This is a genomic window from Sinorhizobium glycinis (genome assembly GCF_001651865.1).
GTDB lineage: Bacteria > Pseudomonadota > Alphaproteobacteria > Rhizobiales > Rhizobiaceae > Sinorhizobium > Sinorhizobium glycinis.
In genome coordinates, this window is sequence record NZ_LPUX01000064.1 from 597,954 (window position 1) to 624,414 (window position 26,461).

Genomic DNA, 26,461 nt, shown 5'->3' on the forward strand with positions numbered 1-26,461 from the left:
CGATCGCCGGGCTGTGCGACCTTCCTGCCGTCAACGGACATCCTCGAGAGACTACGGGCACGGAATTCCAGGAGGGAAATTCGGTGAAAAGCGGAAAGAACGGCCTCTACGACGATCTCAAGCGTCAGATCCTGACGATGGAACTAGACCCCGACCAGGATCTGGACGAGGTCAGTCTGGGCGAGCAGTACGGTCTCTCTCGCACGCCCGTCCGGGAGATTTTCCGGCGGCTCGAGGGGGAAGGTTACATCGACATTCGCGCCAACCGCGGTGCGCGCGTCATCCCCATGAACCACCAGACGCTCAGGCACTTCTTCCTGGTCGCTCCGATGGTCTACGCGGCGATCGGCCGCCTCGCCGTCCAGAACTTCAAGCCGAAGCAGCTCGGCGAGCTCAAGGACACGCAGGAGCGATTCCGCTCGGCAAGCGTGACCGGCGAGACCCTTGCGATGGTGCTGGAGAACAACCGCTTTCACGAGATCATCGGCGAGATGTCGGGTAACGCCTACCTGCAGCCGAGCCTTGGCCGTCTTCTGATCGACCACGCGCGGATCGGCCACACTTTTTTCCGGCCCAGGAACGAGGACATGCACCGTCGCCTCCAGGTTGCCGTGGAGCACCACGACGGCTTCATCGCCGCTATCGCTGCACACGACGAAGACACCGTCGTCGATCTCGTTTTCGAGCACTGGGAATTGTCGCGGGAGAACATGGAGATGTTCATCGCGCCGCAGGGAATGAAGGCGGATGCCCTCGTCGAGGTGCCCGCCGAATCGATGGAGAAATCGTCGTGAAATTCGAAGGCATCTACACCCCGGCGGTCACGCCGCACGCAGCCGATGGCAAGATCGACAAGAAGGCGTTCGCCGAGGTCCTCGAATCGCTGATCGAGGCGAAGGTCCACGGCATCATCATCGGCGGCTCGACCGGCGAATACTACGCCCAGTCGGCGCAGGAACGCGTCGAGCTGGCTGCCCATGCCAGGGACGTCATCGGCACCCGGTTGCCGTTGATCGTCGGGACCGGTGCGACCAGGACCGAGGACTCGGTGGAGTATGCGAGAGCCGCGAAGGAGATCCGCGCCGACGCCATCCTCGTCTCGTCGCCGCCCTATGCGCTGCCGACCGAGCGCGAGAACGCCGTCCATGCGCTGACCATCGACCGCGCCGCCAACCTGCCGATCATGCTCTACAACTATCCGGCCCGCATGGGCGTGATGATGGGCGACGAATATTTCTCCCGCGTCGGCAAGTCGAAGAACGTCGTGGCGATCAAGGAAAGCTCCGGCGACATGGGCAACCTGCACCTGCTCGCCCGCAAGTTCCCGCATATCTCGCTCTCCTGCGGCTGGGACGACCAGGCGCTCGAATTCTTCGCCTGGGGGGCGAGGAGCTGGGTCTGCGCCGGCTCCAACTTCCTGCCGCGCGAGCACGTCGCCCTCTACGAGGCCTGCGTCGTCGAGAAGAACTTCGACAAGGGCCGCGCCATCATGACGGCGATGCTGCCGCTGATGGACTTCCTCGAGACCGGCAAGTTCGTCCAGTCGATCAAGCATGGCTGCGAGATGGTCGGCCTGAAGGCCGGTCCGGTCCGGGCGCCGCTGCGCCCCCTGAATTCCGACGAAAAGCGAACGCTGCAGACTGTCGTCGCCACCCTGAAGCGCACGGTCGCCCAAATCACCTCGGGAGCCAACTATGCATGAACCCTTGACCGCCGCCGAATACAAGGCGATCGCCGCCGGCCTCCAGCTGCCCACCAATGCCTTCATCGACGGCGCCTTCCGTCCGGCGAAATCGGGCAAGACGTTCACGACGACCAATCCCGCCACCGGCGAGGTGCTGGCCGAGATCGCCGCCTGTGACGCGAGCGACGTCGACTTCGCGGTTGCCAAGGCGAGGCAGGCCTTCGAGGACGGCCGCTGGCGTCTTCAGTCTCCCGGCGACCGCAAGGCGACGCTCCTCAAGCTCGCCAAGCTCTTGGAACGCAACCGCCACGAGCTTGCCGTCATGGAGAGCCTCGATAGCGGCAAGCCGGTCCGCGAATGCCAGGCCGTCGATGTGCCGGAGACGATCCACACGATCCGCTGGCATGCCGAGCTGATCGACAAGCTCTACGACAACACCAACAATGTCGGGCCGAATGCGCTCGCCATGGTGGTGCGCGAACCGGTCGGCGTCGTCGGCTGCGTGCTGCCGTGGAACTTCCCGCTGCTGATGCTCGCCTGGAAGATCGGCCCGGCGCTGGCCGCCGGCTGCCCGGTCGTCGTCAAGCCCGCCCAGGAAACGACGCTGACGACGCTGCGGGTCGCCGAACTCGCCCATGAGGCCGGCATCCCGGCCGGCGTCTTCAACGTCGTCACCGGCAGCGGCCGGGAGGTCGGCGAGCCAATCGGCCTGCACATGGATGTCGACATGGTGGCCTTCACCGGCTCGACGCCGACCGGCCGGCGCTTCCTGCGTTATGCCGCCGATTCCAACCTGAAGAAGGTCGTCCTCGAATGCGGCGGCAAGAACCCGGCCGTGGTGCTCGAAGACGCCGAAGACCTCGACCTTGTCGCCGAGCAGGTGGTCAACGGCGCCTTCTGGAACATGGGCGAGAACTGCTCGGCGACGTCGCGGCTGATCGTCCAGGCCAGCATCAAGGACGAGCTCATGAACCGCATCGGCGCCTATCTGCGCGAGTGGAAGACCGGCGACCCGCTCGACCCGGAAAACCGCCTCGGCGCGCTGGTCAGCAAGAACCACTTCGACAAGGTCAAGTCCTTCCTCGACGACGTGAAGAGCGAGGCGCTCCCGGTCGCCTTCGGCGGCGAGACGCTGAAGGGCGTCTACATCGAGCCGACGGTCGTCGACGGCGTCACGCCGGCAAGCCGGCTGTTCAAGGAGGAGGTCTTCGGGCCGATCCTGTCGGTGACGACCTTCGAGAACCTGGCCGAAGCCGTGGCGCTGGCCAACGACACCAATTACGGCCTGACGGCGTCGGTCTACACCGGCAGCCTGAAGAAGGCGATCAAGCTGTCGCGCGAGATCCGCGCCGGCCTCGTCACCGTCAACTGCTTCGGCGAGGGCGACGCCACGACGCCGTTCGGCGGCTACAAGGAGTCCGGCTTCGGCGGCCGCGACAAGTCGATCTTCGCCCACGACAACTATTGCGAGCTCAAGACGATCTGGATCGACGTCTCGGAGCGCTCGGTGGACGAGACGATCCGATGATCTCCAAGCCGGTGAAGCGCTTGCCGGTTGAAAACGGCATCTCGGGTTGGGAGGCGGTCAGTCGGCGTCCGTTCCCGGCCCGGAGCCTGGAAGGCAACGTCACGGCCGACTGGTTGATCATCGGCGCGGGCTTCGCCGGCCTTTCCGCAGCCCGTCGTCTGCTCCAGCTTCGGCCGGACGACAAGATCGTCGTCCTTGATGCGAGCGAGCTGGGCAAGGGGACGTCGGGCCGGAATTCCGGATTCATGATCGACGTCCCGCACAATCTCTCCTCCAGCGAATATTCGAGCGGCAGCGCCGACGCGACCAGGCTGGAGATGGCCCAGAACCGATCCGCGATCGCCTTTGCCAAGGAGGCAGCCGCTGAATACCGGATGTCGCGGGAGACCTTCGACCCTGCGGGGAAGATCAACGCCGCGGCAACGGCACGGGGGATGAAGCTGAACCTGAGCTTCGGCCATTCCCTGAAAGGCGCAGGGGAGCAGCACATCCTCCTGGATGCCGCCGAAATGCGCGAGATCACCGGGTCGGACTACTATCTCGGCGGGCTGTATACGCCCGGCGCGGTGCTGATCCAGCCGGCCGACTATATCCGCGATTTGGCCGCCGGGCTTTCGCCGAAGGTAGAGATCTTCGAAACTTCCCCGGTCACCGCGTTGAAGCGTGCGCACGGTGCCTGGACGGCCGTCTGTCCGCGGGGCAAGGTGACTGCGCCCAAGGTGATAGTGGGCGTCAATGGCCACATCGACGACTTCGGCCACTTCCGTGGGCGGCTGATGCATATCTTCGCCTATGCGTCGATGACCGCCCCTTTCCCCGCAGACGATTTCGGCCGCCGGGTCTCCGGGCAAGATCGATGGGCTCTGCTTCCGGCCGATGCCATGGGTGCGACGGTTCGCAAGATCACGTCCGGCGGCCAGTCGCGCATCGCCATCCGGACAAAGTACACCTACGACACCACCGTGAAACTGACCAAACGGCGCATGGCCAGGATGGCGGAGGCGCATCGCACTTCGCTGGACGCGCGGTTTCCGGGCCTCAAAGGAATACCGTTCGAACATAGCTGGGCCGGGCGGATCTGCCTCAGCCTCAACCATGTGCCCGCCTTCGGCGAAGTCGAGGAGGGACTTTATTCCGCCTGCTGCGAGAACGGTCTCGGCACGGTGAAGAGCACGCTTGCCGGCATGATGGCGGCTGAACTGGCGACCGGGACCCACTCCCGGCATCTCGAAGAATACATGGATCACCCCGCACCGTCCCGGCTGCCGCCGGAGCCGTTCGCATGGCTGGGTATCAATGCAATGATCCGTTTGCAGGAATTGCGCGCAGGCCGCGAGGGATGATCCGTCGCCGCGCAATATGAAGACTGAGCCGACTGCAGGTCTTCAATGAGAATGGGAACGAAAAACAGGAGAACGACGATGAAGACTTTGTGGAAGGCGCTCTGCGCTGCCGCAATGGTCGGGATGACCATGCTGTCCGCCCATGCGGAGGAAAAGACCATCACCATAGGCACGATGTCCTGGGAGGACCTCACCCCGATCACCGGGATCACCAAGAAGGTGCTTGAAGACTCCGGCTATACCGTGAAGGTAACCGAGTTTTCGGAGTGGGGCATCGCCTACGCCGCGCTCAGCAAGGGCGACGTGCAAATCCTCGCCTCGCAGACGGACTATGTCGCCCAGGATTACTGGGACAAGAACAAGAACCGGCTGGAGAAAATCTCCCCGGTTTCGCATGGGCTTTATCAGGCCATTGCCGTGCCGCAATACGTGACGATCGATTCGACGGAGCAGCTCAACGACAACGCCGACAAGTTCGGAGGCAAGATCGTCGGCATCGAGCCCGGTTCCGGGCTGATGCGCGACGCTGCCAACGCCGTCAAAGCCTACGATCTCAAGCTGCAGCTCGTCGAAGGCAGCACCGCAGCGATGACCGCCGCGCTCAAGTCGGCCATGGACCGCAAGGAATGGATCGCCGTCACCATCTGGGAGCCGTCCTGGATGATGCAGAAATACCCTGTGAAGTTCCTCAAGGACTCGAAAGGCATCTTCCCGCCGCCGCAGAGCTACTACTGGATTGGCCAGAAGGGCTTCTCGGCGGAAAACCCGCACGCTCGTGAAGTGATCGCCAGCGTCTACGTTCCGCTCGCCGACATCACCGCGATCAACGGCGCAGTCAGCGATGGCAAGACAATGGATGAGGCCGTCGAGGAGTGGACCGACAGCCATGCCGACCTCCTGAAGCGCTGGGAAAATATCAAGAGCCAGTGACCTCGAAAGGCGGGCCGCTGAAATCAGCGACCCGCCCGACATTCCGAAACATGAAGGCCGGCGCCAAGCTGGCCCGCGGGGAACGCGATGAAAACTGCGATGAATGACTCCAACGAAGTATTGGTCGACTGCCAGAACGTCTGGAAGATTTTCGGGGCCCGCGCTCCCGCAGCCGTCAAGGCCGTGTCCGAACGCGGACTGTCCAAGAAGCAGGTGCTCAAGGACTTCGACTGCGTTGTCGGCGTGTCGGACGCCAGCCTCCAGGTGCGCCGCGGCGAGATCTTCTGCATCATGGGCCTTTCGGGCAGCGGCAAGTCGACGTTGATCCGTCTTCTCAACCGCCTGATCGAGCCGAGCCTCGGCAAGATCACGGTGAAGGGCAGGGAGATCGCCAAGCTGAATGCGGCGGAGCTCCGGGACATGCGGGCACGCAACATCGGCATGGTGTTCCAGAGCGTCGCGCTTCTTCCCTACAGGACGGTCCTCGAAAACGCCGCCTTCGGCCTTGAGGTCCGGGGTGTCGCCAGGGACGAACGCAACAAGACCGCCCGCGCCGCGCTCGAAAAGGTGGGGCTCGCCGATTGGACGGCGCGCTATCCGAGCGAGTTGTCGGGCGGCATGCAGCAGCGTGTCGGTCTTGCCCGGGCGCTCGCCGCCGATCCCGAGATCATTCTGATGGACGAACCGTTCAGCGCGCTCGACCCGCTCATCCGCCGACAGCTCCAGGACGAGTTCCGGCAATTGACGAAGTCGCTCGGAAAGTCCGCCGTCTTCATCACCCACGACCTGGAGGAAGCCATCCGCATCGGCGACCGGATCGCCATCATGAAGGATGGCGTCATCGTCCAGGTGGGAACCGCCGAGGAGATCGTGACCAAGCCCGCCGACGATTACGTCTCCGATTTCGTGGCGGGCATATCCAGGATTCATCTGGTCAAGGCGCATTCGGTCATGCGGCCGCTCGCCGAATTCAAGAGCGCGCAGCCGCATTGCGACGTCGATGCGCTGCTCCGGACCTCGCCGGAGGCAGACATCGGCGAACTGATCGACCTTACCATGCAGTCCGACCGTGACGCGGTCGCGGTCGTCGAGAACGGCGCCGTCGTCGGTGTTGTCACGACGCGCGGCTTGCTTCGCGGTGTTGCCGGCACGACCGCCGGAGAGCCTGTCGCGGCCTGACCTGGGGGTAGGGAAATGGACACTTCGATCATTGCGGATACTTTCGACACCTGGACGGATGATGCGCTCAGCTGGATCAGTGACAACGGCGAATGGCTGTTCGAGTTCGTCAGAATGGTTCTCGAGGGAACCTATGGCGGCATTCTCTGGCTGCTTCAGCTTGCCCCGTTCTACGTCATCGCGGTCATCGCCGCGGCATGCGGGTGGCGGATGATCAATGCCGTGGCGGGCGCGCTGATCGGCGTAGCCCTGGTCTTCTGCGCCCTGATGGGATTGTGGGCAGAGACCATGAGCACGTTGGCTCTCGTCATCACCGCCACGATCCTCGCGCTTCTCGTCGGCATTCCGGTCGGCATCGTCGCGGGCTTCGCAAGATCGTTCGACCGGTTCCTGGAACCGGTCCTCGACCTGATCCAGACGCTTCCGCCGTACATCTATCTTCTTCCCGCGATCGCACTGCTCGGCTACGGCCCGGCCACGGCGCTCGTCGCGACCTTCATCGTCGCGATGCCGCCTGCCATCCGGTTGACCTCTCTCGGCATACGCATGACCCCGCGCGAGTTCATCGAACTGGGCCAGGCGAGCGGCCTGACGCCCTGGCAGATGTTCACCAAAATCAGGTTGCCCTTCGCCATTCCGAGCATCATGGCAGGCATCAACCAGAGCCTGATGATGGCGTTCGGCATGGTCGTCATCGCCGGCATCGTCGGTTCGGGCGGTCTCGGAGAGACGATCTACGGAGCCGTGCGCACGCTCGACATCGCAACGTCGATCAACGCCGCGATCGCGATCGTCATCCTGACCATGGTGCTCGACCGGCTGGCCCAGAGCGCGGCACGCACCGCGAACGGAGGCAGAAGATGAACCCGGAATCCATTCAGGTTTCCCCTGGCACCTACCTCGCTCCCGCAGTGGATTGGCTGAACGCCAACTTCCATCCCCTTTTCGAGGCCGTCACGAAGTTCGTCGAGGCGGTCCTGGGCGCGATCGAATCCGCCCTGCTTTTTCTGCCGCCATACGGAGTCATCGTCATTGCCTTCGTCCTGGCCGCCGTCCTCGTGAACATCCGCGTCGCGGTGATCACGGGCATCGCGCTGGCATTCTGTTTCTTGGTTGGTCTCTGGATGGCGTCGATGCAGACGCTCGCACTGGTGACTGTCGCAGTGACCATCTCGGTGCTGATCGCATTTCCGCTCGGAATCCTGGCGGCCCGCTACAGACAACTCGAGGCGGCGATCCGCCCCGTGCTCGATATCATGCAGACGGTACCGCCGTGGGTCTATCTCATCCCTGCCGTCATGATCTTCAGCCTCGGCCGGGTGCCGGCCATCATCGCGACGATCGTCTACGGCGTCCCGCCGATGCTCCGGTTGACCACGCTCGCCTTCAACCAGGTGCCGAAGGACCTCTTGGAACTCGGGCAGGCGACGGGAGCCTCGCCGCGGGCGATCCTCTTCAAGATCGAAATCCCCTCCGCGACCCCGACGCTCGTCGTCGGCCTCAACCAGTGCATCCTGCTCTCCCTGGCGATGGTGGTCCTGGCGGGGCTGGTGGGTGCAGGCGGCCTTGGCGCCGAGGTGACCCGTGGTTTGACCCGCATGGAAATGGGCCTGGGCTTGCGCGCAGGATTGTCGATCGTCGCCGTCGCCATTCTGCTCGACAGGCTCTCGCGCGGCGCCCTCCAGCGGGGGCGGAACACCCGCCCGGCGTAACGCACGGGGCTGTAGGACACTGGAAGAGACTGTCATGCGCCGCAGCTTTTTTTGCATCGACTCCCACACCTGCGGCAATCCGGTCCGCGTCGTTGCCGGTGGCGGACCCTTGCTTCCGCATCTGCCGATTTCCGAGCGGCGGGAGATCTTCGTTCGGGACTTCGACTGGATCCGCAGGGCCCTGATGTTCGAGCCGCGCGGCCACGATGTCATGTCCGGCGCAATCCTTTACCCGGCCTTCCGCGAGGACTGCGACTTCGCGTCACTGTTCATCGAAGTCAGCGGTTGCCTGCCAATGTGCGGCGCGGGCACCATCGGCCTCGCGACAGTCGTTATCGAGGAGGGGCTCGTAACGCCGAAAAGACCAGGGATCCTGTCCATCGAGACGCCGGCCGGAAGGGTGGACGTCACCTACGAGATGGACGGAGATCTCGTCAAAAGCGTGCGCCTCTTCAATGTCGCGAGCTATCTTCATAGCGCCGATGTGGAGGTCGAGGTTCCCGGCATCGGAAGGCTGGTCATCGACGTCGCCTATGGCGGCAATTTCTACGCGGTCGTCGAGCCGCAGCGGAACTGGCCAGGCCTGGACGGCATGACAGCCTCGGAGCTCGTCGGCTTCAGCCAGAAACTCAGGACGGCACTTGCGGAGGTGTGCGATCCTGTCCACCCGGAGGATGAGAGGATCCGCGGCGTCCACCATGCAATCTGGTGCGATCGTGCTAGCAACGGAAATGCCGATGGCCGCGGCGCGGTTTTCTATGGCGACAAGGCGATCGACCGTTCGCCGGGCGGAACCGGAACCTCGGCGCGAATGGCGCAATTGCATGGGAAAGGACGACTGAAGATCGGCGATGCCTTTCGGAACGAAAGCCTGATCGGCACGATCTTCGAAGGTCGCGTCGAAAGCGGCGTCAATATGGGACCCCACGAGGGGATCATGCCGAGCATCGGCGCATGGGCGAGGATCACAGGCCACAACACGATCTTCGTCGACGACCGGGATCCCTTCGCGCACGGCTTTCAGATCAGGTGAACCGCACGAGAGGGGCGCCCCTCTCGACCGGCACTTCCACGGCGCGCACTGGCTGTAAGGAGCAGGTGAAATGGCACATACCGCTCAATTATCGGCGTCAGGCGCCACTCCCCCGGTGCGCCGGCTGAAAATCGGCTTCGTCCTGGCGCGATCTTTCACGTTGTCGGCATTCGCGATGTTCATCGACACGCTCAGGCTGGCGAGCGACCAGCTCGACCGGTCCGGCCGCGTGCTTGCGGATTGGCAGGTCCTCGGCAGTACCAGGCACCTGATCACCTCGAGTTGCGGTGTCCAGGTAGCGCCCACATCGGACATCGTCGATCCTCGACAATTCGATTACATCGCCGTCGTCGGCGGCCTGCTGACTGTCCAGCAACCAGTCGATTACGAAACCATCCGGTTTCTCAAGCACGCCGCTTCGAAAGGCGTCCCCTTGGTCGGCCTGTGCACCGGATCCTTCATTCTCGCGGAAGCGGGGCTGATGAAGGAACACGAGACATGTGTGAGTTGGCTGCACTACCACGAATTCCGCGAACGCTTTCCTGACCATAAAGCCAGGCCGGACCGGCTGTTCAATCTGGAGCGCAAACGCGGCTCCTGCGCGGGCGGAAGCAGTGCCGCCGATCTGGCGGCTGCCTTGGTGAGGCGGCACATCGGTGCGGATGCCGAGCGCAATGCACTCGAGGTGCTGCAGATCGAAAAGGCCCGGTCGCAGTTCGATATCCAGACGCGCCAGCCGCTGTACGAGTACTTCAACGATTCCCGTGTCATGGCCGCCCTGATATCCATGGAGCAGCATCTCGAAGGTGGGATCACCATCGAGCAGCTTGCGGCCTCGGTCGGGCTGTCGAGACGCCAGCTCGAGCGGCTGTTTCATGAAAAGGCAGGCATTTCTCCCGCGGTTGCATTCCGACGTCTGCGGCTGGACCGGGCGAGGCAGATCCTGCTGACGAGCAAGAAGCCCATCATCGAGGTCGCGCTCGACGTCGGCTTCATAAACACATCGCATTTCACCAAGGAGTTTCGGCGGACCTACGGCCGAACGCCGGCGGAGATCAGAGATTCGGCCGCGCGCGATCGCGCGGCATCAGATCACTCGCAGCGAGGTCGTCATCGAGGCGGTCGAGGGCCCGCATTCGTTTGAGGGACAGAGAATTTCGATTCAAAGCGCTTGAATGTGAGTTCGGCAGCTCGTGGGACCGGCGAACCCGAGGAACCTGCGGCGCCGATTGATGAATTCAGGAATTGGATTTTCTCTCCGCAGGTTCACGTCAGGAACACACGACCAGGCCCGCATGGCTCGGACTGCCGAAATCCGTTCCCGCGCAAACGCTATGTTTGACCGTCCTCATGGCAAGAGCAGGGGCGCGGATCCTGGGAAGTCGCCGTTGCTCGAAAGAACACGCGTGCATTATAATTTGGCGGGGGACAATTCATGAGTGCAAATCAGCATCGAATGTTTCCGAACTGGACTGCGTGGACCCCAATGGGACGGCCCAGTGATCCGGTTCGAGATGGGCTCACAAATCTGGACGGGCGATAAGACCACATGTCACCGGCTCCCAAGATCGCGATAGCCTGCCAGGGCGGAGGCAGCCATGCCGCGTTTGCGGCTGGCGTGCTGAGTGCCCTGCTGGCGCCTGAGTACCGTGATCGCTATCGGGTCGTTGCCTTAAGCGGGACGTCTGGCGGCGCCATGTGCGCCGCGCTGGTGTGGTCCGGCTTGATCCGCGGAGGGGCGGACGAGGCTAGACGCCGCCTGATGGAGTTTTGGCGCGATCTCGAGGTGCATGACATCCTTGATGCGGTGGCTAATTTCTGGGCGGTGGCGTCGGCACGCCTCCCGGTCAGCGCCGAGATCAGCCCCTACCTATATGGTCCTGTGGCGGAGCCGCGCTTGCGCAATCTTCTCAGTCGTCACCTCGACCTAGAGTCGTTGCCGAGTGAGCCGCATCGTCGCGCGAGGCCAAAGCTCCTGATTGGGGCCACTGACATCGTTCGCGGCCTCGGAGTGGCGTTTGAGGGGGAGAGCTTGACCTATGATGAGCTGATCGCCTCGGCCGCGGTCCCCCCGCTCTTCCGGGCCGTGCAGGCGCACGGCACTCTCTTCTGGGACGGGCTCTTCAGCCGCAATCCGCCTGTGCGCGAATTCACCGAGTTGCCGGAGAGGCCAGACGAAATCTGGGTGGTGCAGATCAACCCGCAGCAGCGGAAAAGCGAGCCGCGGGCGATGCCAGAGATCATCGACCGCCGGAATGAGCTGTCTGGCAACCTGGCGCTCAGTCAGGAATTGTACTTCATTACGAAAATCAATGAGCTGATCGCCGAGTATCCCTCACTCGGCGCACGCTACAAACCTATCAACATCCGAGTCGTCGAACTCGAGGGCGACCTGGACTATCCCTCAAAGCTGGACCGCTCCAGACCGATGATCGAGCGCCTGCTGATAGACGGTCAGGAACGCGCAGCGTGGTTTTTCGACGGGCGATCTCTGTGGCCACGCTAGCGTAATAACGAGTTGTGCGGGCATCCATGTCGATTTCTGTCGAGGTGGAACGCCTGCATCGTGGGCGCGCAGGTTTGTCAGGCCATCGAAAACTTCGAGCGCGTCGCTGATGACCCTGTCGAGCGCGGCCGCGGTATCCGCCAATCTTTTCATGTCGAGGCGAGTGTTGACGCCACATTCTGGCCGAATGCCAGCACTCGGACCTGTTTGACTTGCTCGCCAAAGAAGCAGCGCTGCCTCACGCATTGGAGGCTGACGACGATCTGAGCTAATCCACTTTGAGTAGAAAAGAACGGCGCGATAACTATCGGAACTGGGCGATAATGACAATGGCGCTCAATGGCTGTATCAATAAAAACATAATTAACGGGAAGTATTACTGTGATCCTTAACATGATTTTCGATGACAGTTAATTTTGTCCGCCGCGGAACACCGTCGTAACGAAGTATTTTCTAATAACTACACACACAGGAAGCGACACACGACCCGCAGTATATAGTAAGTGACAAGGAGCGGCAAATGTACCTCACGAACTCGACCCTGACCAATTTTGAAGAAAACAACAAAGGCTTTCCGAAGAAAAGCAAAATTGTAATGTTAGCGAAGACCGATCTGTTCGCCGAATGTCTGACGCAGGCGATCAGTGCGCGTTTTCAAGATCAAGAGATCGTAAGCCTTTCCGATGCCGACGGTCTCCTGGATGGCAATCTTTTAGACGTAAGCCTGGTCATGCTCTACCGATTGCCGGCGGCAGCATTTCCATCGATCGTGAGGGCGATCCACGAGTTCCATCCGAATGCCGCTATTGGCCTGGTGGTGCAGCATGCGGACGAGCTCGACTCCTCGATCGCGGGATTTGTCAACGAAGGCGTGGTTCACGGCGTGCTGCCCCTGAACCTCAATCTCGACGTATGCCTTGCCGCCATCGATCTCCTGATGAAGGGCGGCGAGCATTTTCCGGCCGCGTTGCTTCGGCGCCTTGCGCCGAGCGGGCTCACAGGAGGCGGACTTGTCGCGCAAAGACAGGCGTCTTCGGAAGACATCGATCTGGAACGCAAGGCCGATTATGGCCAAGGCCTCCTGACGATGCGCGAGGTCCAGATTCTGGATCTCATCTGCATGGGCACGCAGAACAAGATTATCGCCGATCGTCTCCGGCTTTCCGAAAACACAGTCAAGGTGCATGTCCGGAATATCTACAAGAAGATGAATGTGCGCAACCGGACGGAGGCGGCGTCGCGCTACTTCCGGAGCGACCCTGATCTCGCCTCGCTCCCACACTAGTGCGCTGCCGAGGCTAGCTGAGCGACAGTCGCGCCGCACACCAGTCCCAGACCGCATCCACGGCCTTTCGAGGCGATGATGACCGTTTGCGGACGAGGAAGTAATCGGGTTCGATGATTGCCGTTGCATCCGTCACCTGCACCAGCCGCCCGGCCGCAAGATCGGCCGCGACGAAAGCCCGGCACGCCAAGGCGACGCCCTGGCCGGCCAGGGCGGCATCCAGCGCCAGCGTCGTATGATTGAACACTGCTCCGGGCAGCTTGTCGCGGCATCGCAGGAATACCGGCCAGTGGCTGTGGGCATCATGCAAAAGCGGGAGCTTCCGAAGCTGCTCGCCAGCCAGAGGAAGCGGCAAGCCTTTGACCAGATGTGGGCTTGCGACCGCGACCAGTTCCTGACGGAACAGCAATCTTGCCTCCAGCGTTGCCGGAAAAGGCTGGCGGGTCAGGCGCACCGCGATGTCCACCTGGTCGCGGTCGAAGTCGGATAGCGCTTCGGTGGCGACCGTCCTGAGCTCCACATCGGGAAGGGCGGCGTTAAGCTCTGCGAGCCGCGGGATCAACAGCTTGGCGGCGACGGTGGGGGTTACGCTGATCGTCACTGCTTCCGGCCGCGCAAGAAGCCGTCCGGTCGCCTCGCCAAGCGTATCGAAGGCACGCGTCACATCTGCAAGATAGGCCGCGCCCTGCGGGGTCAGAGCGAGGCCGCGGGGGAAGCGCTGAAACAACATAAGGCCAAGTTGATTTTCCAACGCGCGAACCTGCTGCGCGACCGCCCCTTGCGTGACGCCCAGCTCCTCGGCGGCGGCGCGGAAATTCAGCCTGCGGCCCGAGACCTCAAAGGCCCGCAGGGCGTTCAGCGGTGGCAGCTTGCGGCGGGCTTGAATCATTGGAATGTCCTGTAGATTTTCTACAGTCTGGCACGTTTCTTTCTGGCGCGAAAGTCCGGCCCCTATCTGGCATACTGCCTCGAAATCCAGCTATCGGAGGCTCCAATGTCTGAAGAAAAAGTCGCTCTCATCACCGCAGGCGGGTCCGGCATGGGCGCCGCGGCCGCAAGGAAACTGGCCCAGGAGGGCTATCGCATTGCCGTTCTTTCCTCGTCCGGCAAGGGAGAGGCCCTGGCAAAGGAACTGGGTGGCGTCGGTGTGACCGGCTCGAACCAGTCAAATGACGACGTGAAGCGGCTCGTGGACCTGGCGACGGAGAAATGGGGGCGGATCGACGCGCTGGTCAATTCCGCTGGCCACGGCCCGCGCGCGCCGATCCTCGAAATTCCAGACGAGGACTGGCACAAGGGCATGGAGGTCTATTTCCTGAGCGCGGTGCGCCCGATCCGGCTGGTTACACCGATCATGGAGGCGCAGGGCGGCGGCAGCATCGTCAACATCTCGACGGCATGGGCCTTCGAGCCTTCCGCGATGTTCCCGACCTCCGCGGTTTTCCGGGCCGGACTGGCGAGCTTCACGAAGATCTTCGCGGACAGCTATGCGGCGAAGAACATCCGCATGAACAACGTCCTGCCCGGCTGGATCGACAGCCTGCCCGCCACCGACGAGCGGCGCGACAGCGTTCCGATGGGCCGCTACGGCACGTCCGAGGAAATCGCAGCCACCATTGCCTTCCTGCTGTCGGGTGGCGCGGGGTATATCACCGGGCAGAACATCCGCATCGATGGGGGCCTCAGCCGTTCCCTCTGAACCAGGCCAGCGAGACAAACCACGAAGCCGACCTCCAGGATTCGTCCTGGCGGATGAATCTTCCGCCGTTTGTGCTGCAGTTCCGAAACAGAAGGCGAGACGTCCACTGCGCTAATCGCCAATGACAGCAAAGGGTCGAGCTTAGCGTTGGGGCCGTGAGAGGCGGAAATGCCGCTGGACGATGCGCCGGGTTAGGCTCGCTCCATGAAATGAACTTTCATGGGCTGATCGAACACCAGGCCTCCCCCCGCACCACGGCGGGCGGATGTCAGGACCGCGCTCTTCAAACTGGAGCTGAGACGTTCGATTGCTGAAAGCCGCGACGGATCCACTGCGACAATGCGGTCGAGGAACTGCTCCGGCGAACCAAACGCCTCCGTGCGAACGTAGGTGAGCGTATTCATCAGCTTTAGATTGCCGCCCGAAAGCTGCGCTTCGATGGCTGCCTGAGCTGCCTGCCTGACAAGGGTCTCGTCGTCGACCAGGCGGAGTGCTTCGAAAAAATTACCTTCTGCCAGCGGTTCGACAACGACCAATATCCCGTCGTCGCCCAGAACCCTGACCGATTCGAGCAGCGCGATGGGCATGAGTGGTTCGGGAACGTGGTGGAGCGAATTCACCATCATCGTCACATCAAAGGACGCGGTTTCGAAGGGTAAGGCCTCGGCCGAGGCTATGGTGAACTTGCCGCGGGGCACAGTCTCCCGCGCGGTCCGGATCGCCTGCGGCTCCGGGTCGATCCCACAGACGTCGGCGCCGGCTTCGATCAGCTCCTTTGCCAGCCTTCCGGTTCCGCAGCCAATGTCGAGTATTCGCAGGCCGGCGACCTGACGGACCGAGCGAAGGGCTGCCACTGGGCTTTCCATCATCGTGCGCTGCTCGTGTGCCGAAGTTTTGTGTGAAACCATCTCACTCTAGATACTTGCCTGCGAGAAGAGGCTCGGACGACTGGGCGCCGTCGACAGAACAGATCCATGACGACTGACGCAATCCATGCGCCCCTCGGGTCAGTCCGGTCGGCTTATCCAGCTTCGCGGGACGGACCGCCGTGTCGCGAACAATGCTCACTCCGGGAGGCCTGCGAGTCGGAGACCTTCGACGTATCGGGCAAGGAGCGCCTTGTCACGATACGGTGCGCGGGAGCTGTATCGCTCGATCGAGAATTCTGGATTTAGCTTCAGAAGTTCGCTCGCAGCGCGACGCGCGTCTTCCAGGCGTCCAAGCTGAGCATATGTCGCGGCCAGCAAGCGGTAGGCAGATCCAAGGTCGGCCATCCTTTCCAGGAGGGACAGTGCCTCCAGATAGTTTCCGGACAGGTACTTGCTGGCCGCGATGTTCCAGAGGTACCAGTCCGGTCGACTGGGATTAAGCCGCACGGCCAGTTCCCCGATCCTGATTGCATCCTCAAGACGCCCGAGATAGCCTAGAGCATCGCAATATTCGGCGAGGAGGTCACAGTTGTTAGGAGCCAGCTCGCGGCCACGTTCGTAGCAGCCGATTGCCCTTTCCGCCTCCCCGCGCCACAGGAATACGACGCCCAGAGCCCAGTGAACGTCGGCGTCAAACGGATCGAGCTCCAGTGCTTTGGTTGCAAAAGCAAATGCACTGTCCAGGGTGGCGACCGAGTCGACGCGCTCGTTCCACTTCAATTTCCTTATCTGGAGCCACGCGAGACCAAGGTATCCGCGCGCGTAGCCAGGATCATCGTCGATAGCGGCCTCGAACATCTCCTTCGCAAGCCTGACGTCAGCCGGATTCAGGCTTTTTTCGAGGTGTCTGCCCCGCAGGTAGAAATCGTATGCCCTCAGGGCCGTAAGCGGCTTGTTCAAGACGCGCCGGCGCTCGGCCTCCTCGATCTTGATGTTCAGCGCGGCCGGAATGGATCGAGAAAGCTCATCCTGAATGTGGAACGTATCGACGAGGTCGAAATCATACTTCTCCGCCCAGATATGTTCGCGCCGGGCGTTCGACAGACTCGCACTGACCCTGACGCGATCGCCGAGCCGTCTCACGCTGCCGTCGAGGGTGTAATGAGTGGCCGGGAGGCGCAGTTCTGAACTGGGCAAACGAACGATCACGCTCAATCCGGAGAAGCGCGACAACGCGGCAGCAATATCCTGTGTGATTCCGGCGGCGAAGTACTCCTGGTCGGGGTCGCCGCTCAGGTTCACGAAACTCGAAACGTAGAGAAGCGTTCTGTTCAACGTGAGCGTGGGATCGCCCTGTACTTCGATCGACGGCGGCGCCATAAAGGACACGCAACGTCTGGTTGGCACGTCTTCGTCGATGATGACATTGAAGATCCGAAGCGAACGCTCGATGTTTTTCAACGTCTGCTCTCCGGCATCCTCAAAGCGGATACCAAGGCGGTTGCCCACCGTGTCGCGCACCGACGCTGAGACTGCGACTCCGCCCGGCTTGGCGATGCTCTCGATTCGCGCCGCCACGTTTACGCCGTCACCGTAGACGTCGCCGTCTTCAAACAGGATGTCACCGATGTTTATGCCGATGCGAAACTCTATTTGCCGGTCATGGCGGACATTCGAGTTCCTCGTCCTCATCTCCCGCTGAATTTCCACCGCGCAGAGAACCGCATCTTCGACGGTGCTGAAATCTACCAGCATGCCATCGCCCATGAGCTTGATGATGCGGCCGTGATGCAGAGCGATCTTGGCATCCAGAAGCTCTTGTCGGTGCTTCATGAGAGCCGCCAAGGTGCCCTTCTCGTCAACCCCCATCAGTTGGCTGTAGCCGACTACGTCTGAGGCCATGATCACGGAGAGTTTCTGTTCCATCGACGATTCCGCTCCACAACCAATTAGATAGCACATCGGCGCCACCGAGGCATCGAGCTTGCGTTGCCAGATACGGGAGAGTGGTCAATCCAATGGGCGAAGCGCTCGCCCGCCTCGGTCAGCGCGACGCTGCGGGTCGTCCGGACGCCGTAACACTTTGAAATCTTATCTTTAAGTCGGCTGCGATCTTAAGGAAACATACAGTAAGTCCAAGGGAGTATCGCGGCAGATCATAACGATCAACTAAGCCAATTAGCGGATGCCCCTGACCCAATGTGAAGCTCATCGCCACGAATTGGCTTTGTTATGCTGATCGCAGTGCTTGCGGATCACCAACGCTGCGCGCGCGTGACTTTGCGTCAGCCGCGAACGGCTGATCAATCATCGATTTGGTAAAGAGGTCCGAGACGATGCGCGAAGGGCCTGCATTTTCTAGCGGGGAGCGGCGAACCACGGCCGTACCATATCGTCGCCTATGCCATGGGTCGGTCGCAACCTCGCTCGGCTTCATTCCGTTCTGCCTTATCCTGCTGCTTGGGTCTCCCGCGAGAGCTCAGTCGGCAACCGATGACGGACTTCCTGAGGACCCGGTCGGGATGCGCATTTCAGGCGCCACCACCCATGTCGGGGGCGGGCCGCCTGCGGAGCGCGCGGTGGTACCGGCGGCGACTGAGCAGTGGCAAGCCCCGGAACGCGAAACGTCCGACATAGAGGCTTTACGGCGTGCCTTGACGACCGCTCGTGCGGAGCTTGAAGCGGCGCGCGAAGAAACGCGTGCGGCGCACCAGTCCGCCCGGGAGGATGCGCTCCGGCACGAACAGGCTCTCGCTGCGGAAGGTCAGCGGGCGGCCTCCCTGGCCCAGGAACTCAAGGTGACGCGGGCCGATCTCGACGCCATGAAGGCTCGAGTGGAGGAGGTCGCGAATGCCGCCACCCGCTCTCTGACGGTGGTGCTGCTCGAAATCGAACATCTGCAGGCCAAGGCCGCCGGAGCAATCCGTTCGAAGGCCGCCGCGCTCAGAGCGCGACACGCTGTGGAGATATCTCTCGCCGATGCGAGGCGAGCGCTTGAAGAAGAGCGGCACAGGCGTGCAGGCTACGAACGCGAGCTCGCTGTGGCCCGCCAATCGATCGTTGCCCTGGAGGCCCGCGCCAAGCCGGCAGCGGCAGAGCAGGCCGCTGCCATGCAGGCTGGAAACCTTGCCGAGGCTGCAGCAAGGCGAGCGCTTGAAGAAGAGCGGCACAGGAGTGCAGGCTACGAACGCGCGCTCGCTGTGGCCCGCCAATCGGCCGTTGCCCTGGAGGCCCGCGCCATGCTGGCAGCGGCAGAGCAGGCCGCTGTCATGCAGGCTGGAAAGCTCGCCGAGGCTGCAGCTAGGCGAGCTGGAGAAGCGCTCGCCGCGGAACGCGAGAAGGGAAGAACGCTCGCGCGCGATCTCGACACTGCGCGCCAAGAGCGCGACGCTGCAAGGCAGGAACTGGCCCGGATCTCGGCGGCTGAGCGCGAGGTCTCGGAGGATAAGCGCAACCGCGCCCTTGCCACGGAGCGTGAGGAGGATGACGTCCTCAAGGCCCGACCTCAGCGCCCCACCGCGAGCAGTGAGAATGGACCGAAGGTGCGTGCCGGCGATCGCCCCAGCGATCGTGCAAAGGCCGTTGTGCGGAAGCGCGCCCGATCGGTCCGTCAAGTCGGGTCGCTGGAATTCCGCAAGGTGGAGATCCGCAAGGCGACGCCATCGGTTCGATCGGTAACGGTTGTGCTTCCCGAAGCGCTGCTCCCCAGGCGGCCGCCGATGCGGCGCCGCTGGTAGAGAAGCGGGTTTTTCGAGGGTTGCCTGGCCCAAGAGAGGGACCGGATTATGCGCAAGTACCTGACTGCCACATTGTTGATCGTAGTCGCGATCGGGCCTGCTTCGGCTCTTGACGTCGGCCTCGGCGCCCAAGTCGGCGGTATCGGGATCGGCGCAGGTGTGGGGGTTGCCAATGGCGGCGCCTCGGCAGGGGTCGGCACGAGTGTTGGCGGCGTAGGCGGAGCGGAAGCTGGAGCCTCGGTCGGCACGACTGGGGGATCGAGCGTCGGAGTGAGCGGCAACGTCGGCGGAACAAGTGGCGGCATATCGGGGGGGTCCGGGGTTGCTTCAGGGAGTTCGACGGCCGGTTCGAGTTTGTCGAGCGGTGGGAAAGCGGGCACTGGCACGGGGAATGGTCCAGGGGGCTCGCTCGCAGGAGCCGGATCACGAGGGAGCGGCGCTGCCCACGCGATCACCCGCATTGCACCGGCAATGGCGGACCGATCACCCATCGTTCTGCCACGCATCCTTTGGCCATTGACGGCGAAGCGCGCCGAATACGAGCGCGGTGAATGGGGCTACCCTTCAGGGCTCCTGGCGCCATTGGCGGCGATTCCGGGTACCCCAAAGGCCGTGGTTCGCGCCTGCCGACGGGCGATTGCGTCGGCTGCGTCGCCCCTTGGCGCCGTGCGCGTAAGTGCGGCGAGCGCCGGTCCGCTGCTCCGCCACCGCAGCGGTGCGCTTACGGCCCCGCTGGCCGTGCGCATAGATTATGCCGTTCAAGGCGACATCCAGGCCCGCCAGGCGCGAATCCGCTGTCGCCTCGACCCGTCCGGCAGGGTCGTCGCCGTGAGCTAAGGTCGGCGCTGCGATGAATTCGAGATGCCTCAGTCAGCGTTGCTGCGGCGCAGAGGGTCACGTGACATGTCTTCGTTCGGTTTTCCAGCTCGTCGTCCGTGGCCCTTTGCCGCCGATGGAGGGGGACTGCAGGAGATAAGACCTTGGTCTGATCAAGACTGGGCGAACGTCCGGGGCTATCGAGGGAAAGGTCCAATGTCGCTGGATGTGGAAAGCCGTGGGTTGACGATTGGTTTGCGTCGTGAGCAAGGTGTCCCAAGATAAGGCGAGCATGAGAAAGTTGCCGATTTCGCTCGACTCCACGGAGTCCGACATCAGCCGGCCACGCCTCCTCGACGTGTTTGGGTAAGCCACTGTCAGGCGAATGGTGCGCCAATGATTTTTTTAATCGGCAAAGTGAACACCAGCGGGCGCAAGCTCGTCGCGGCGCTATGCACCGTGGCGATCGGCTTTGCCCTTGCCAGTCTTCCCTTCAAGATCACCATCTCCGGTTCCACCCTCGAACTTGCTGCCCAAACCGCCTTTGCCAAGAACGGCAACAGTGGAAACGGAAATGGCGGCGGCAACGGCAATGGCAATGGTGGCGGGAACGGCAATGGGAAGGGCGGCGGCGGTTCAAGCAACAGCAGTTCGAGCAGCAGTTCGAGCGGGACCAGCGCAAAGAGCACGACGCTCCGGGAGCTTTTCGGCTCGGTCTTGAGAATCCGCCATGTCGAAGGAATAAGCGAAGAGATCAAGGACGGCCGTTACATCATGAAAGACGCGCGCGGACGCACTATCGTGAACCGACGCGCGACATCGGCCGACCAGAAGCGGCTCCTATCCCTCATTGACTGAGCGGGCGGTCGAGCGCGTCGCGCAATACCATCGCGGCCTCGGTGCGGTTGGCCACGCCGAGCTTTGCCATGATCTGCGTCATGTGGTGCTTGATGGTTTTTTCATGAAGGCTGAGCTTTCGCGCCACCTGCTTGTTGCTCATGCCTGACGCCACAAGATTGAGAACTTCCCGCTCCCGGGTGGTGAGGTCGTGGATCAGGTCGAATTTGCTGACAGGCGCCGGCGCACTATTGGACAGGAGCTTGGCCGACAGTGTCGGAGCCACGTAGCTCTCGCCGGACGCCACCGTCCGGATGACATCGGCCAGCGCTCTCGACCCGATCCCTTTGAGGACATAGCCCTTGGCGCCGCCCTGCAATGCGGCCTTGACGTCGTCGCCAGCCTCGGAAACGGTCAGCATGACGATTTTCTGCGATGGAGCGATCTGAAGGATAAGCGGGACGGCCTCCAGCCCGCTGCCCGGCATGGAGATATCGAGCAGCATCACGTCGGGGGACAGATTCTCGGCGATTCTCAGCGCGTCGTCGCGCGAGCCCCCCTCCGCTATGATTTCGAAGCCGTCGATCTCCGACAAGCTTCTCGTCACGCCTTCTCGGAACAGAGGATGATCGTCGATCACCGCAACGCGAATTGTCATGCCTGCCCAATCTCCTCGATCCCGAGCGACATCCGGACAACCGTACCCGGAGCGGCCGCGTTCAGTTCAAATGTACCACCAATACTTTCTATCCGCTCCCTCAGGCCGGCAAGCCCGAGGTTGGTGGGCCTTATCTTGCCCGGATCGAAACCGGGCCCGCCATCGGCCACCTCGATCCACACCCTGTCGCCGTCGATGCTCTGGACGACACGCTGCCCGACGCCTCCGCCGTGCCGATAGGCATTGTTCAGCGCTTCCTGCACGAATCGGTATATGCATATCTTCGCCGACGGGGAAAGGTGGCGGGGCGGCCGCGACAGCGACAAATCCACCGCCGAGCCGGTTCGCTGCCTGTGCGCGTGAACGCAGCGCTCGAGGATCTCCGGGAGGCTCGCGCTTTCGATCTGCGGCAGGACCAGCCCATTGCAGAGGGTCCGGATCTCATGCATCGCCTCGTCGAGGCTTGCCTTGATGGCGGCAACCTCGCGCTCGCGTTTTTCCGCCGCCACAATGGGATTCATCACCGCCTCGCTGTCCAGCCGCAGCGAGGCATAGGCGAGGAGCTGCGCCGGGCCATCGTGCAAATCCGCGCCGATGCGTCTGAGCATCTGCTCGTTGAGCGCCGTGGCGCGCTGCGACGCCTGCTGCAGGCGGCCGCGAAGCGTCTCGTTCTGCGCCAGCAGCGCGGACAGCTCGTCGATGCGCTGCTTGAGGGCGAGGCGTTGCTTCTCGATGGTTCTGCTGCCGCGCAGCACGATTGCGGAAAGCACGATGAAGAACGCCAGCGTAAAGCCCGCGACGGCCAGCCACGTCAGGAGCCGCGCCCGATGCAAGCTGAGCTGGAAGTCATGGGCAATCTCATGGAATTCCGAAACGGCGACGACCTGTCCCGACCAGGGCTGCAGCACCGGGTTGTAGATTTCGAGGAGCGGCTGATTGGCCGAACGCTCGGTCTCGTTGTCCAGATCGTCGACCGGCTTGAACTGGGCGACCATCTGGCCATCGAAGGCTGCCTTCAACTCGGGACTGGGTGTGAACCGCTTTCCGACCATGTCCTCTTCGTTCGCGTAGAGGATCGTGCCGTCCGACCGCCAGAGACGGAATGCCAGCACGCGGTTGCCAAGCGCGCCCTGTCCAAGCGTCTCATCCAGCGCACGCGAGACGGCGTCGTCCAGAACTTCGGTCGTCTGCATGTCCGGCAGGAGCGGCGCAATGACGCTGTCGACGTAGAGCGCCGTCGTTGCCGCCGAGTTTCGGGTGACGGCGTCCTCTATGAGACTGGTGACGAATGCGCCGACCACCAGCATCGCTGAGACGGCGACTATGCCGCCGGCCGTCAGGAACTGCTTCGCCAAAGGCTGCGCGTTCCATCGTGTGATCAAGTCTCTGGCGCGCACGACAAATCTCGGGCTTGTCCGCTCGATTCGCTGGCGGCACATCGTTGGGTAGAGCCGATAAAGTACCGCCTCCGGTAGGCGGGTCAATGGCTGCCCGCGCTCGCGATAGTCGGTCGGACCTTTTGTGGCCGGTCTATCAGACCTAAGTCCGAGGTGCCAGCGCAATAGTCCGACGGCTGTGGCGCCGCGGCGGCGTGCAAGCTACGGTCGCTTTGGTTTGAAATTCGAAGCTCCCGTTGACGGGGGCGAGCATGACCCAAAGGAGGCCCACATGGCTGTTTCCAAGGCAATCGGTCGGAGCGTCGTTGCGCTGGCCATCGCGATCGCGCCCGTAGCAAGCGTCACCTTCGGCACTGCCGGAATTGCTTTCGCCAAAGGCGGTAACGGCGGCGGTAACGGCGGCGGCAACGGTGGTGGAAATGGCGGCGGCAATGGCGGCGGTAACGGAGGAGGCCACGGAGGCGGCCAGAGCAAGGCGCATTCCGGCAGCGGCAAGCAGGACAAGGCGCGGGCCGGCAAGAGCAATGGCGACAACCTCCTGAAGTCGCTCTTTTCGCGCGGCACCAAGTCGAAGAAGACGATCAAGGCAGGAAAGCCGGCGAAAACCGGAAACGTGGCCGCGGGCAAGCCCAAAAGCATCGAGCCCGAAAAAGCCAAGCTGGGCTCCGGGTTCAGTTCGCTGAACAGGAATTATCACGCCTATCTCAACTCCAACGATCCCCGCATGGCGGCGATCTCGGCCTATGCGATCGCCTATGCCGAGTTCGAGGCGGAGAATGGCCCCGACGCTGTCCCGACCGATCCTGCCTTGGGCGACGAAGCACTCCGCGAGGCACTCGAAAGCTTCACGAAGGACGGCGTCGTGACCGACGACGACCTTCTCGAGGCGAAGGAAATACTCGGCGTCGGACCGGCAGTCGGCAAGATCGATCAGATCCGTGCGACCCTGCCGCACACTTCGGATGATTCGGATATTTCGGACGCCTCGGACACTTTGGACACGTTGCCTGAGGAGCCCGAGGACCCCGAGCTTGAGGAGCCCGAGACCGCGGGGCTGAATTCCGGGTTCAGTTCGCTGAACAGGAATTACCACGCCTATCTGAACTCCAACGACCCTCGCATGACGGCGATTTCCGACTACGCGATCGCCTATGCCGAGTTCGAGGCGGAGAATGGCACCGATGCCATCGCGACCGATCCTGCCTTGAGCGACGAAGCACTTCGCGAGGCACTCGAAAGCTTCAGCAAGGATGGCGTCGTGACCGACGTCGATCTCGCCGAGGCCAAAGAGATACTCGGTGTCGGACCGGAGTTCGGCAAGATCGACGAGATACGTGAGACGCTGCCGGAAACGACCACTGACGACCTGGGTGTTGCGGAGTAAACCTGAGTTCGGACGGTGCCGGCGGCAGTCGGCATCCGTCCGCAATCCGGATGGGGCGGTTTGATCCATGAATCTGCAGGCACTCGACGACGCGACCTGCGGTGCGGCGCGGGCGATGCAGCACGGCCGGATCGGTTTCTCCCTGCAACAGATAAACGCCGTCGCGGATCCAGGCGAGGTCCTCTATTCGAAATGCCTCGCGAGATTCGTGGAGCCCGACGGAACGGTCAGGACGCGCGGAGAGTTCTCGGCATTGCCCGATGCATCGAGGTTCGATCGGGCTTTCGGTCTCGATCTCCTCGACCTGGCCTTTGAATGGCTCGCTTGCCATCCGTCGCAGGTGCTGGGCTGCGATATCTCGGCTGAAAGCATGGCGGATGAGCGAAGCTGCATGGTGCTGTACGACCTCCTTTCGAGGCACAGCGCTTTTGCCGCACGCATGGTTCTCGAGTTCACACAGCCCTTGAAATCGTCCTCCGCCGCAGACCTGCTCATCAGGGCTCGCGCGATGGGCTATAGGATAGCGATAGACAAGTTCGGGACCGGCAACGCGCTGACAACTGTCCCGGCCGACATCGTGAAAATCGACGCATGTTTCGCGCAGCACCGCCGGGGTGACGCAGCGCCGATCCTGCGTGACATGGTCGCTCTGGCCTCCTTCGCGGCGCCGACCGTGGTTGTCGAAGGCATCGAAACATACGATCAGCTTGAGGCCGCCAGGAGTGCCGGAGCGACACATGTGCAGGGATTTCTCCTTTCGGAGCCAACTCTGCCCCCCGTCCATTCGCGCAGCGCAAGAGCATTCAAGCGAAGAAATCGATCCCTGTCGCTCCGGCCGCATCTGCCGGGGCGCTCCTGGCACCCATAGCATCTCGCACCCGATCAGCGGGCGGGGCCTGCGGCGTTTTCGACCGTCTATTCCGGCCGCGGGTCGGTCGGCGGCTTGACGCAGATTGCTCTGACGCACTCCCGCAACCAGCGATGCGCCGGATCGGCATCGAGGCGAGGGTGCCAGAGCATCGACACGGTGATCTCCGGAATCGAAACCGGGACCGGAAAGCTGAACAGGCCGGTGCGAAGATTGCCGGTGTGGCGCTCGGGAACGGTGGCGATCATGTCCGAGTTTCGCGCCAGCGCCAGTGCGGGTGAAAAGCCGCCGACAATCGCCGCGATCTCCCGTTCCAGGCCAAACATTTCCAGAGCGTCATCGATCGGTCCCTTTTCGGGCCGAAAGCGGGCGACGAGGACATGCTGCCCGGCGGCGTAGCGGGCGGGAGTGATCTCGCCCCGGCAGAGCTCGTGTCCGACACGCACGACGCCGACGAAACGATCCCTGAACAGGGCTTGCGCGCGGACTTCCGGGCCCTGGCTTGCGCCTACGACGCCGGTCTCCAGATCGACGCTGCCGTCGCGCAAGGGGGTGCTGTCCTTGTCCAGCTTCGGCACGAAGCGCAGCCGCACGCCCGGCGCCTCGGCGCCCACCTTGGCGATCAGCGCCGGCCCGAAATTCTCGACGAAGCCGTCGCTGGTGCGGAGCGTGAAGGTCCGGACCAGCCGGGCGAGATCGAGCCGGTCATCAGGCCTGAGCACCGCTTCCACCTCCTCCACCAGATGAGCGACCCGCCCGCTGAGTTCGAGCGCGCGTGGCGTCAGGACGAGACCGCGCCCGGCCCGCACCAGCAGCGGGTCACCGGTCGTCTCGCGCAATCGCGCCAGCTGCCGGCTCATGGCGGAAGGACTCAGCCGCAACCTTCGAGCGGCGCGGGCGACGCTTCCTTCGGAAAGCAGTGCATCGAGAGTGACCAGAAGGTTGAGATCCGGGTGCGACATGTCTGTGACGATAGCACGATCGTTGCGTCACATG

Annotated in this window: 24 protein-coding genes; 18 read left to right on the top strand and 6 right to left on the bottom strand. The window is 62.7% G+C overall.

Features of this window, described 5'->3' with window-relative positions; translation table 11 throughout:
- Positions 1 to 83: 83 nt before the first annotated feature.
- From AU381_RS22590 to AU381_RS22645, 12 genes are all read left to right on the top strand, one after another.
- Entirely contained in the window at positions 84 to 794 is a 711-nt protein-coding gene (locus AU381_RS22590; RefSeq protein ID WP_064243945.1) for a GntR family transcriptional regulator, read from the top strand.
- On the top strand, positions 791 to 1,702 hold the full coding sequence (locus AU381_RS22595; RefSeq protein WP_064243946.1) for a dihydrodipicolinate synthase family protein: 912 nt from the start codon (positions 791 to 793) through the stop codon (positions 1,700 to 1,702). The genes AU381_RS22590 and AU381_RS22595 overlap by 4 nt, the downstream gene beginning before the upstream one ends.
- On the top strand, positions 1,695 to 3,212 hold the full coding sequence (locus tag AU381_RS22600) for an aldehyde dehydrogenase (RefSeq protein ID WP_064243947.1): 1,518 nt from the start codon (positions 1,695 to 1,697) through the stop codon (positions 3,210 to 3,212). The genes AU381_RS22595 and AU381_RS22600 overlap by 8 nt, the downstream gene beginning before the upstream one ends.
- On the top strand, positions 3,209 to 4,555 hold the full coding sequence (locus tag AU381_RS22605; RefSeq protein ID WP_064243948.1) for an NAD(P)/FAD-dependent oxidoreductase: 1,347 nt from the start codon (positions 3,209 to 3,211) through the stop codon (positions 4,553 to 4,555). The genes AU381_RS22600 and AU381_RS22605 overlap by 4 nt, the downstream gene beginning before the upstream one ends.
- Positions 4,556 to 4,633: 78 nt before the next feature.
- Positions 4,634 to 5,485, top strand: coding sequence for a glycine betaine ABC transporter substrate-binding protein (locus AU381_RS22610; protein WP_064243949.1), 852 nt, complete (start codon positions 4,634 to 4,636; stop codon positions 5,483 to 5,485).
- A gap of 99 nt (positions 5,486 to 5,584) precedes the next feature.
- Positions 5,585 to 6,664 carry a quaternary amine ABC transporter ATP-binding protein gene (locus AU381_RS22615; protein ID WP_425288631.1) on the top strand — a complete coding sequence of 360 codons (1,080 nt, stop codon included), beginning with the start codon at positions 5,585 to 5,587 and terminating at the stop codon, positions 6,662 to 6,664.
- A gap of 15 nt (positions 6,665 to 6,679) precedes the next feature.
- Positions 6,680 to 7,528 (top strand): ABC transporter permease, encoded by an 849-nt coding sequence (locus AU381_RS22620; RefSeq protein WP_064243951.1) that lies wholly within the window; start codon positions 6,680 to 6,682, stop codon positions 7,526 to 7,528.
- Positions 7,525 to 8,376, top strand: a complete 852-nt coding sequence (locus AU381_RS22625; RefSeq protein WP_064243952.1) for an ABC transporter permease — start codon at positions 7,525 to 7,527, stop codon at positions 8,374 to 8,376. Before AU381_RS22620 ends, AU381_RS22625 begins: the two co-directional genes overlap by 4 nt.
- Positions 8,377 to 8,410: 34 nt before the next feature.
- On the top strand, positions 8,411 to 9,409 hold the full coding sequence (locus AU381_RS22630) for a 4-hydroxyproline epimerase (RefSeq protein WP_064243953.1): 999 nt from the start codon (positions 8,411 to 8,413) through the stop codon (positions 9,407 to 9,409).
- A gap of 70 nt (positions 9,410 to 9,479) precedes the next feature.
- A complete protein-coding gene (locus tag AU381_RS22635; protein WP_064243954.1) occupies positions 9,480 to 10,553 on the top strand; it encodes a GlxA family transcriptional regulator in 1,074 nt (357 codons plus the stop codon).
- A 405-nt stretch (positions 10,554 to 10,958) separates the two neighbouring features.
- A complete protein-coding gene (locus tag AU381_RS22640; RefSeq protein ID WP_064243955.1) occupies positions 10,959 to 11,915 on the top strand; it encodes a patatin-like phospholipase family protein in 957 nt (318 codons plus the stop codon).
- A gap of 520 nt (positions 11,916 to 12,435) precedes the next feature.
- The gene (locus AU381_RS22645; protein WP_064243956.1) at positions 12,436 to 13,200 is read left to right on the top strand and encodes a helix-turn-helix transcriptional regulator; all 765 of its coding nucleotides are present in this window, start codon (positions 12,436 to 12,438) and stop codon (positions 13,198 to 13,200) included.
- A 13-nt stretch (positions 13,201 to 13,213) separates the two neighbouring features.
- On the opposite strand, the gene AU381_RS22650 is transcribed toward AU381_RS22645, so the two are convergent.
- Positions 13,214 to 14,089, bottom strand: coding sequence for a LysR substrate-binding domain-containing protein (locus AU381_RS22650; RefSeq protein ID WP_064243957.1), 876 nt, complete (start codon positions 14,087 to 14,089; stop codon positions 13,214 to 13,216).
- A gap of 105 nt (positions 14,090 to 14,194) precedes the next feature.
- Between AU381_RS22650 and AU381_RS22655 the strand changes: the two genes are divergently transcribed.
- On the top strand, positions 14,195 to 14,899 hold the full coding sequence (locus tag AU381_RS22655; protein WP_064243958.1) for an SDR family oxidoreductase: 705 nt from the start codon (positions 14,195 to 14,197) through the stop codon (positions 14,897 to 14,899).
- Between the two features lie 191 nt (positions 14,900 to 15,090).
- Here AU381_RS22655 and AU381_RS22660 read toward each other — a convergent pair whose 3' ends face one another.
- Both AU381_RS22660 and AU381_RS22665 read right to left on the bottom strand, forming a co-directional pair.
- A complete protein-coding gene (locus tag AU381_RS22660; protein ID WP_162273449.1) occupies positions 15,091 to 15,753 on the bottom strand; it encodes a class I SAM-dependent methyltransferase in 663 nt (220 codons plus the stop codon).
- A gap of 210 nt (positions 15,754 to 15,963) precedes the next feature.
- Complete coding sequence (locus AU381_RS22665; RefSeq protein WP_064243959.1) at positions 15,964 to 17,694, bottom strand: adenylate/guanylate cyclase domain-containing protein; 1,731 nt, start codon at positions 17,692 to 17,694, stop codon at positions 15,964 to 15,966.
- 596 nt (positions 17,695 to 18,290) lie between these two features.
- On the opposite strand from AU381_RS22665, the gene AU381_RS22670 reads away from it, so the two are divergent.
- The 3 genes from AU381_RS22670 to AU381_RS22680 all read left to right on the top strand — a co-directional run bounded on the left by AU381_RS22670 (position 18,291) and on the right by AU381_RS22680 (position 21,179).
- The gene (locus AU381_RS22670; protein ID WP_244520111.1) at positions 18,291 to 19,505 is read left to right on the top strand and encodes a coiled-coil domain-containing protein; all 1,215 of its coding nucleotides are present in this window, start codon (positions 18,291 to 18,293) and stop codon (positions 19,503 to 19,505) included.
- A 48-nt stretch (positions 19,506 to 19,553) separates the two neighbouring features.
- Positions 19,554 to 20,342 carry a hypothetical protein gene (locus tag AU381_RS22675; RefSeq protein ID WP_064243961.1) on the top strand — a complete coding sequence of 263 codons (789 nt, stop codon included), beginning with the start codon at positions 19,554 to 19,556 and terminating at the stop codon, positions 20,340 to 20,342.
- A gap of 375 nt (positions 20,343 to 20,717) precedes the next feature.
- The gene (locus AU381_RS22680) at positions 20,718 to 21,179 is read left to right on the top strand and encodes a hypothetical protein (RefSeq protein WP_064243962.1); all 462 of its coding nucleotides are present in this window, start codon (positions 20,718 to 20,720) and stop codon (positions 21,177 to 21,179) included.
- On the opposite strand, the gene AU381_RS22685 is transcribed toward AU381_RS22680, so the two are convergent.
- Complete coding sequence (locus AU381_RS22685; protein ID WP_064243963.1) at positions 21,169 to 21,816, bottom strand: response regulator; 648 nt, start codon at positions 21,814 to 21,816, stop codon at positions 21,169 to 21,171. The two genes, AU381_RS22680 and AU381_RS22685, sit on opposite strands and share 11 nt — an antisense overlap.
- Positions 21,813 to 23,255, bottom strand: coding sequence for a sensor histidine kinase (locus AU381_RS22690; RefSeq protein WP_064243964.1), 1,443 nt, complete (start codon positions 23,253 to 23,255; stop codon positions 21,813 to 21,815). Before AU381_RS22690 ends, AU381_RS22685 begins: the two co-directional genes overlap by 4 nt.
- 229 nt (positions 23,256 to 23,484) lie before the next feature.
- Between AU381_RS22690 and AU381_RS22695 the strand changes: the two genes are divergently transcribed.
- The gene (locus AU381_RS22695) at positions 23,485 to 24,597 is read left to right on the top strand and encodes a hypothetical protein (RefSeq protein ID WP_064243965.1); all 1,113 of its coding nucleotides are present in this window, start codon (positions 23,485 to 23,487) and stop codon (positions 24,595 to 24,597) included.
- Between the two features lie 67 nt (positions 24,598 to 24,664).
- Entirely contained in the window at positions 24,665 to 25,465 is an 801-nt protein-coding gene (locus AU381_RS22700) for an EAL domain-containing protein (protein WP_064243966.1), read from the top strand.
- A 47-nt stretch (positions 25,466 to 25,512) separates the two neighbouring features.
- Here AU381_RS22700 and AU381_RS22705 read toward each other — a convergent pair whose 3' ends face one another.
- A complete protein-coding gene (locus tag AU381_RS22705; protein ID WP_064243967.1) occupies positions 25,513 to 26,427 on the bottom strand; it encodes a LysR family transcriptional regulator in 915 nt (304 codons plus the stop codon).
- Between the last annotated feature and the right edge of the window lie 34 nt (positions 26,428 to 26,461).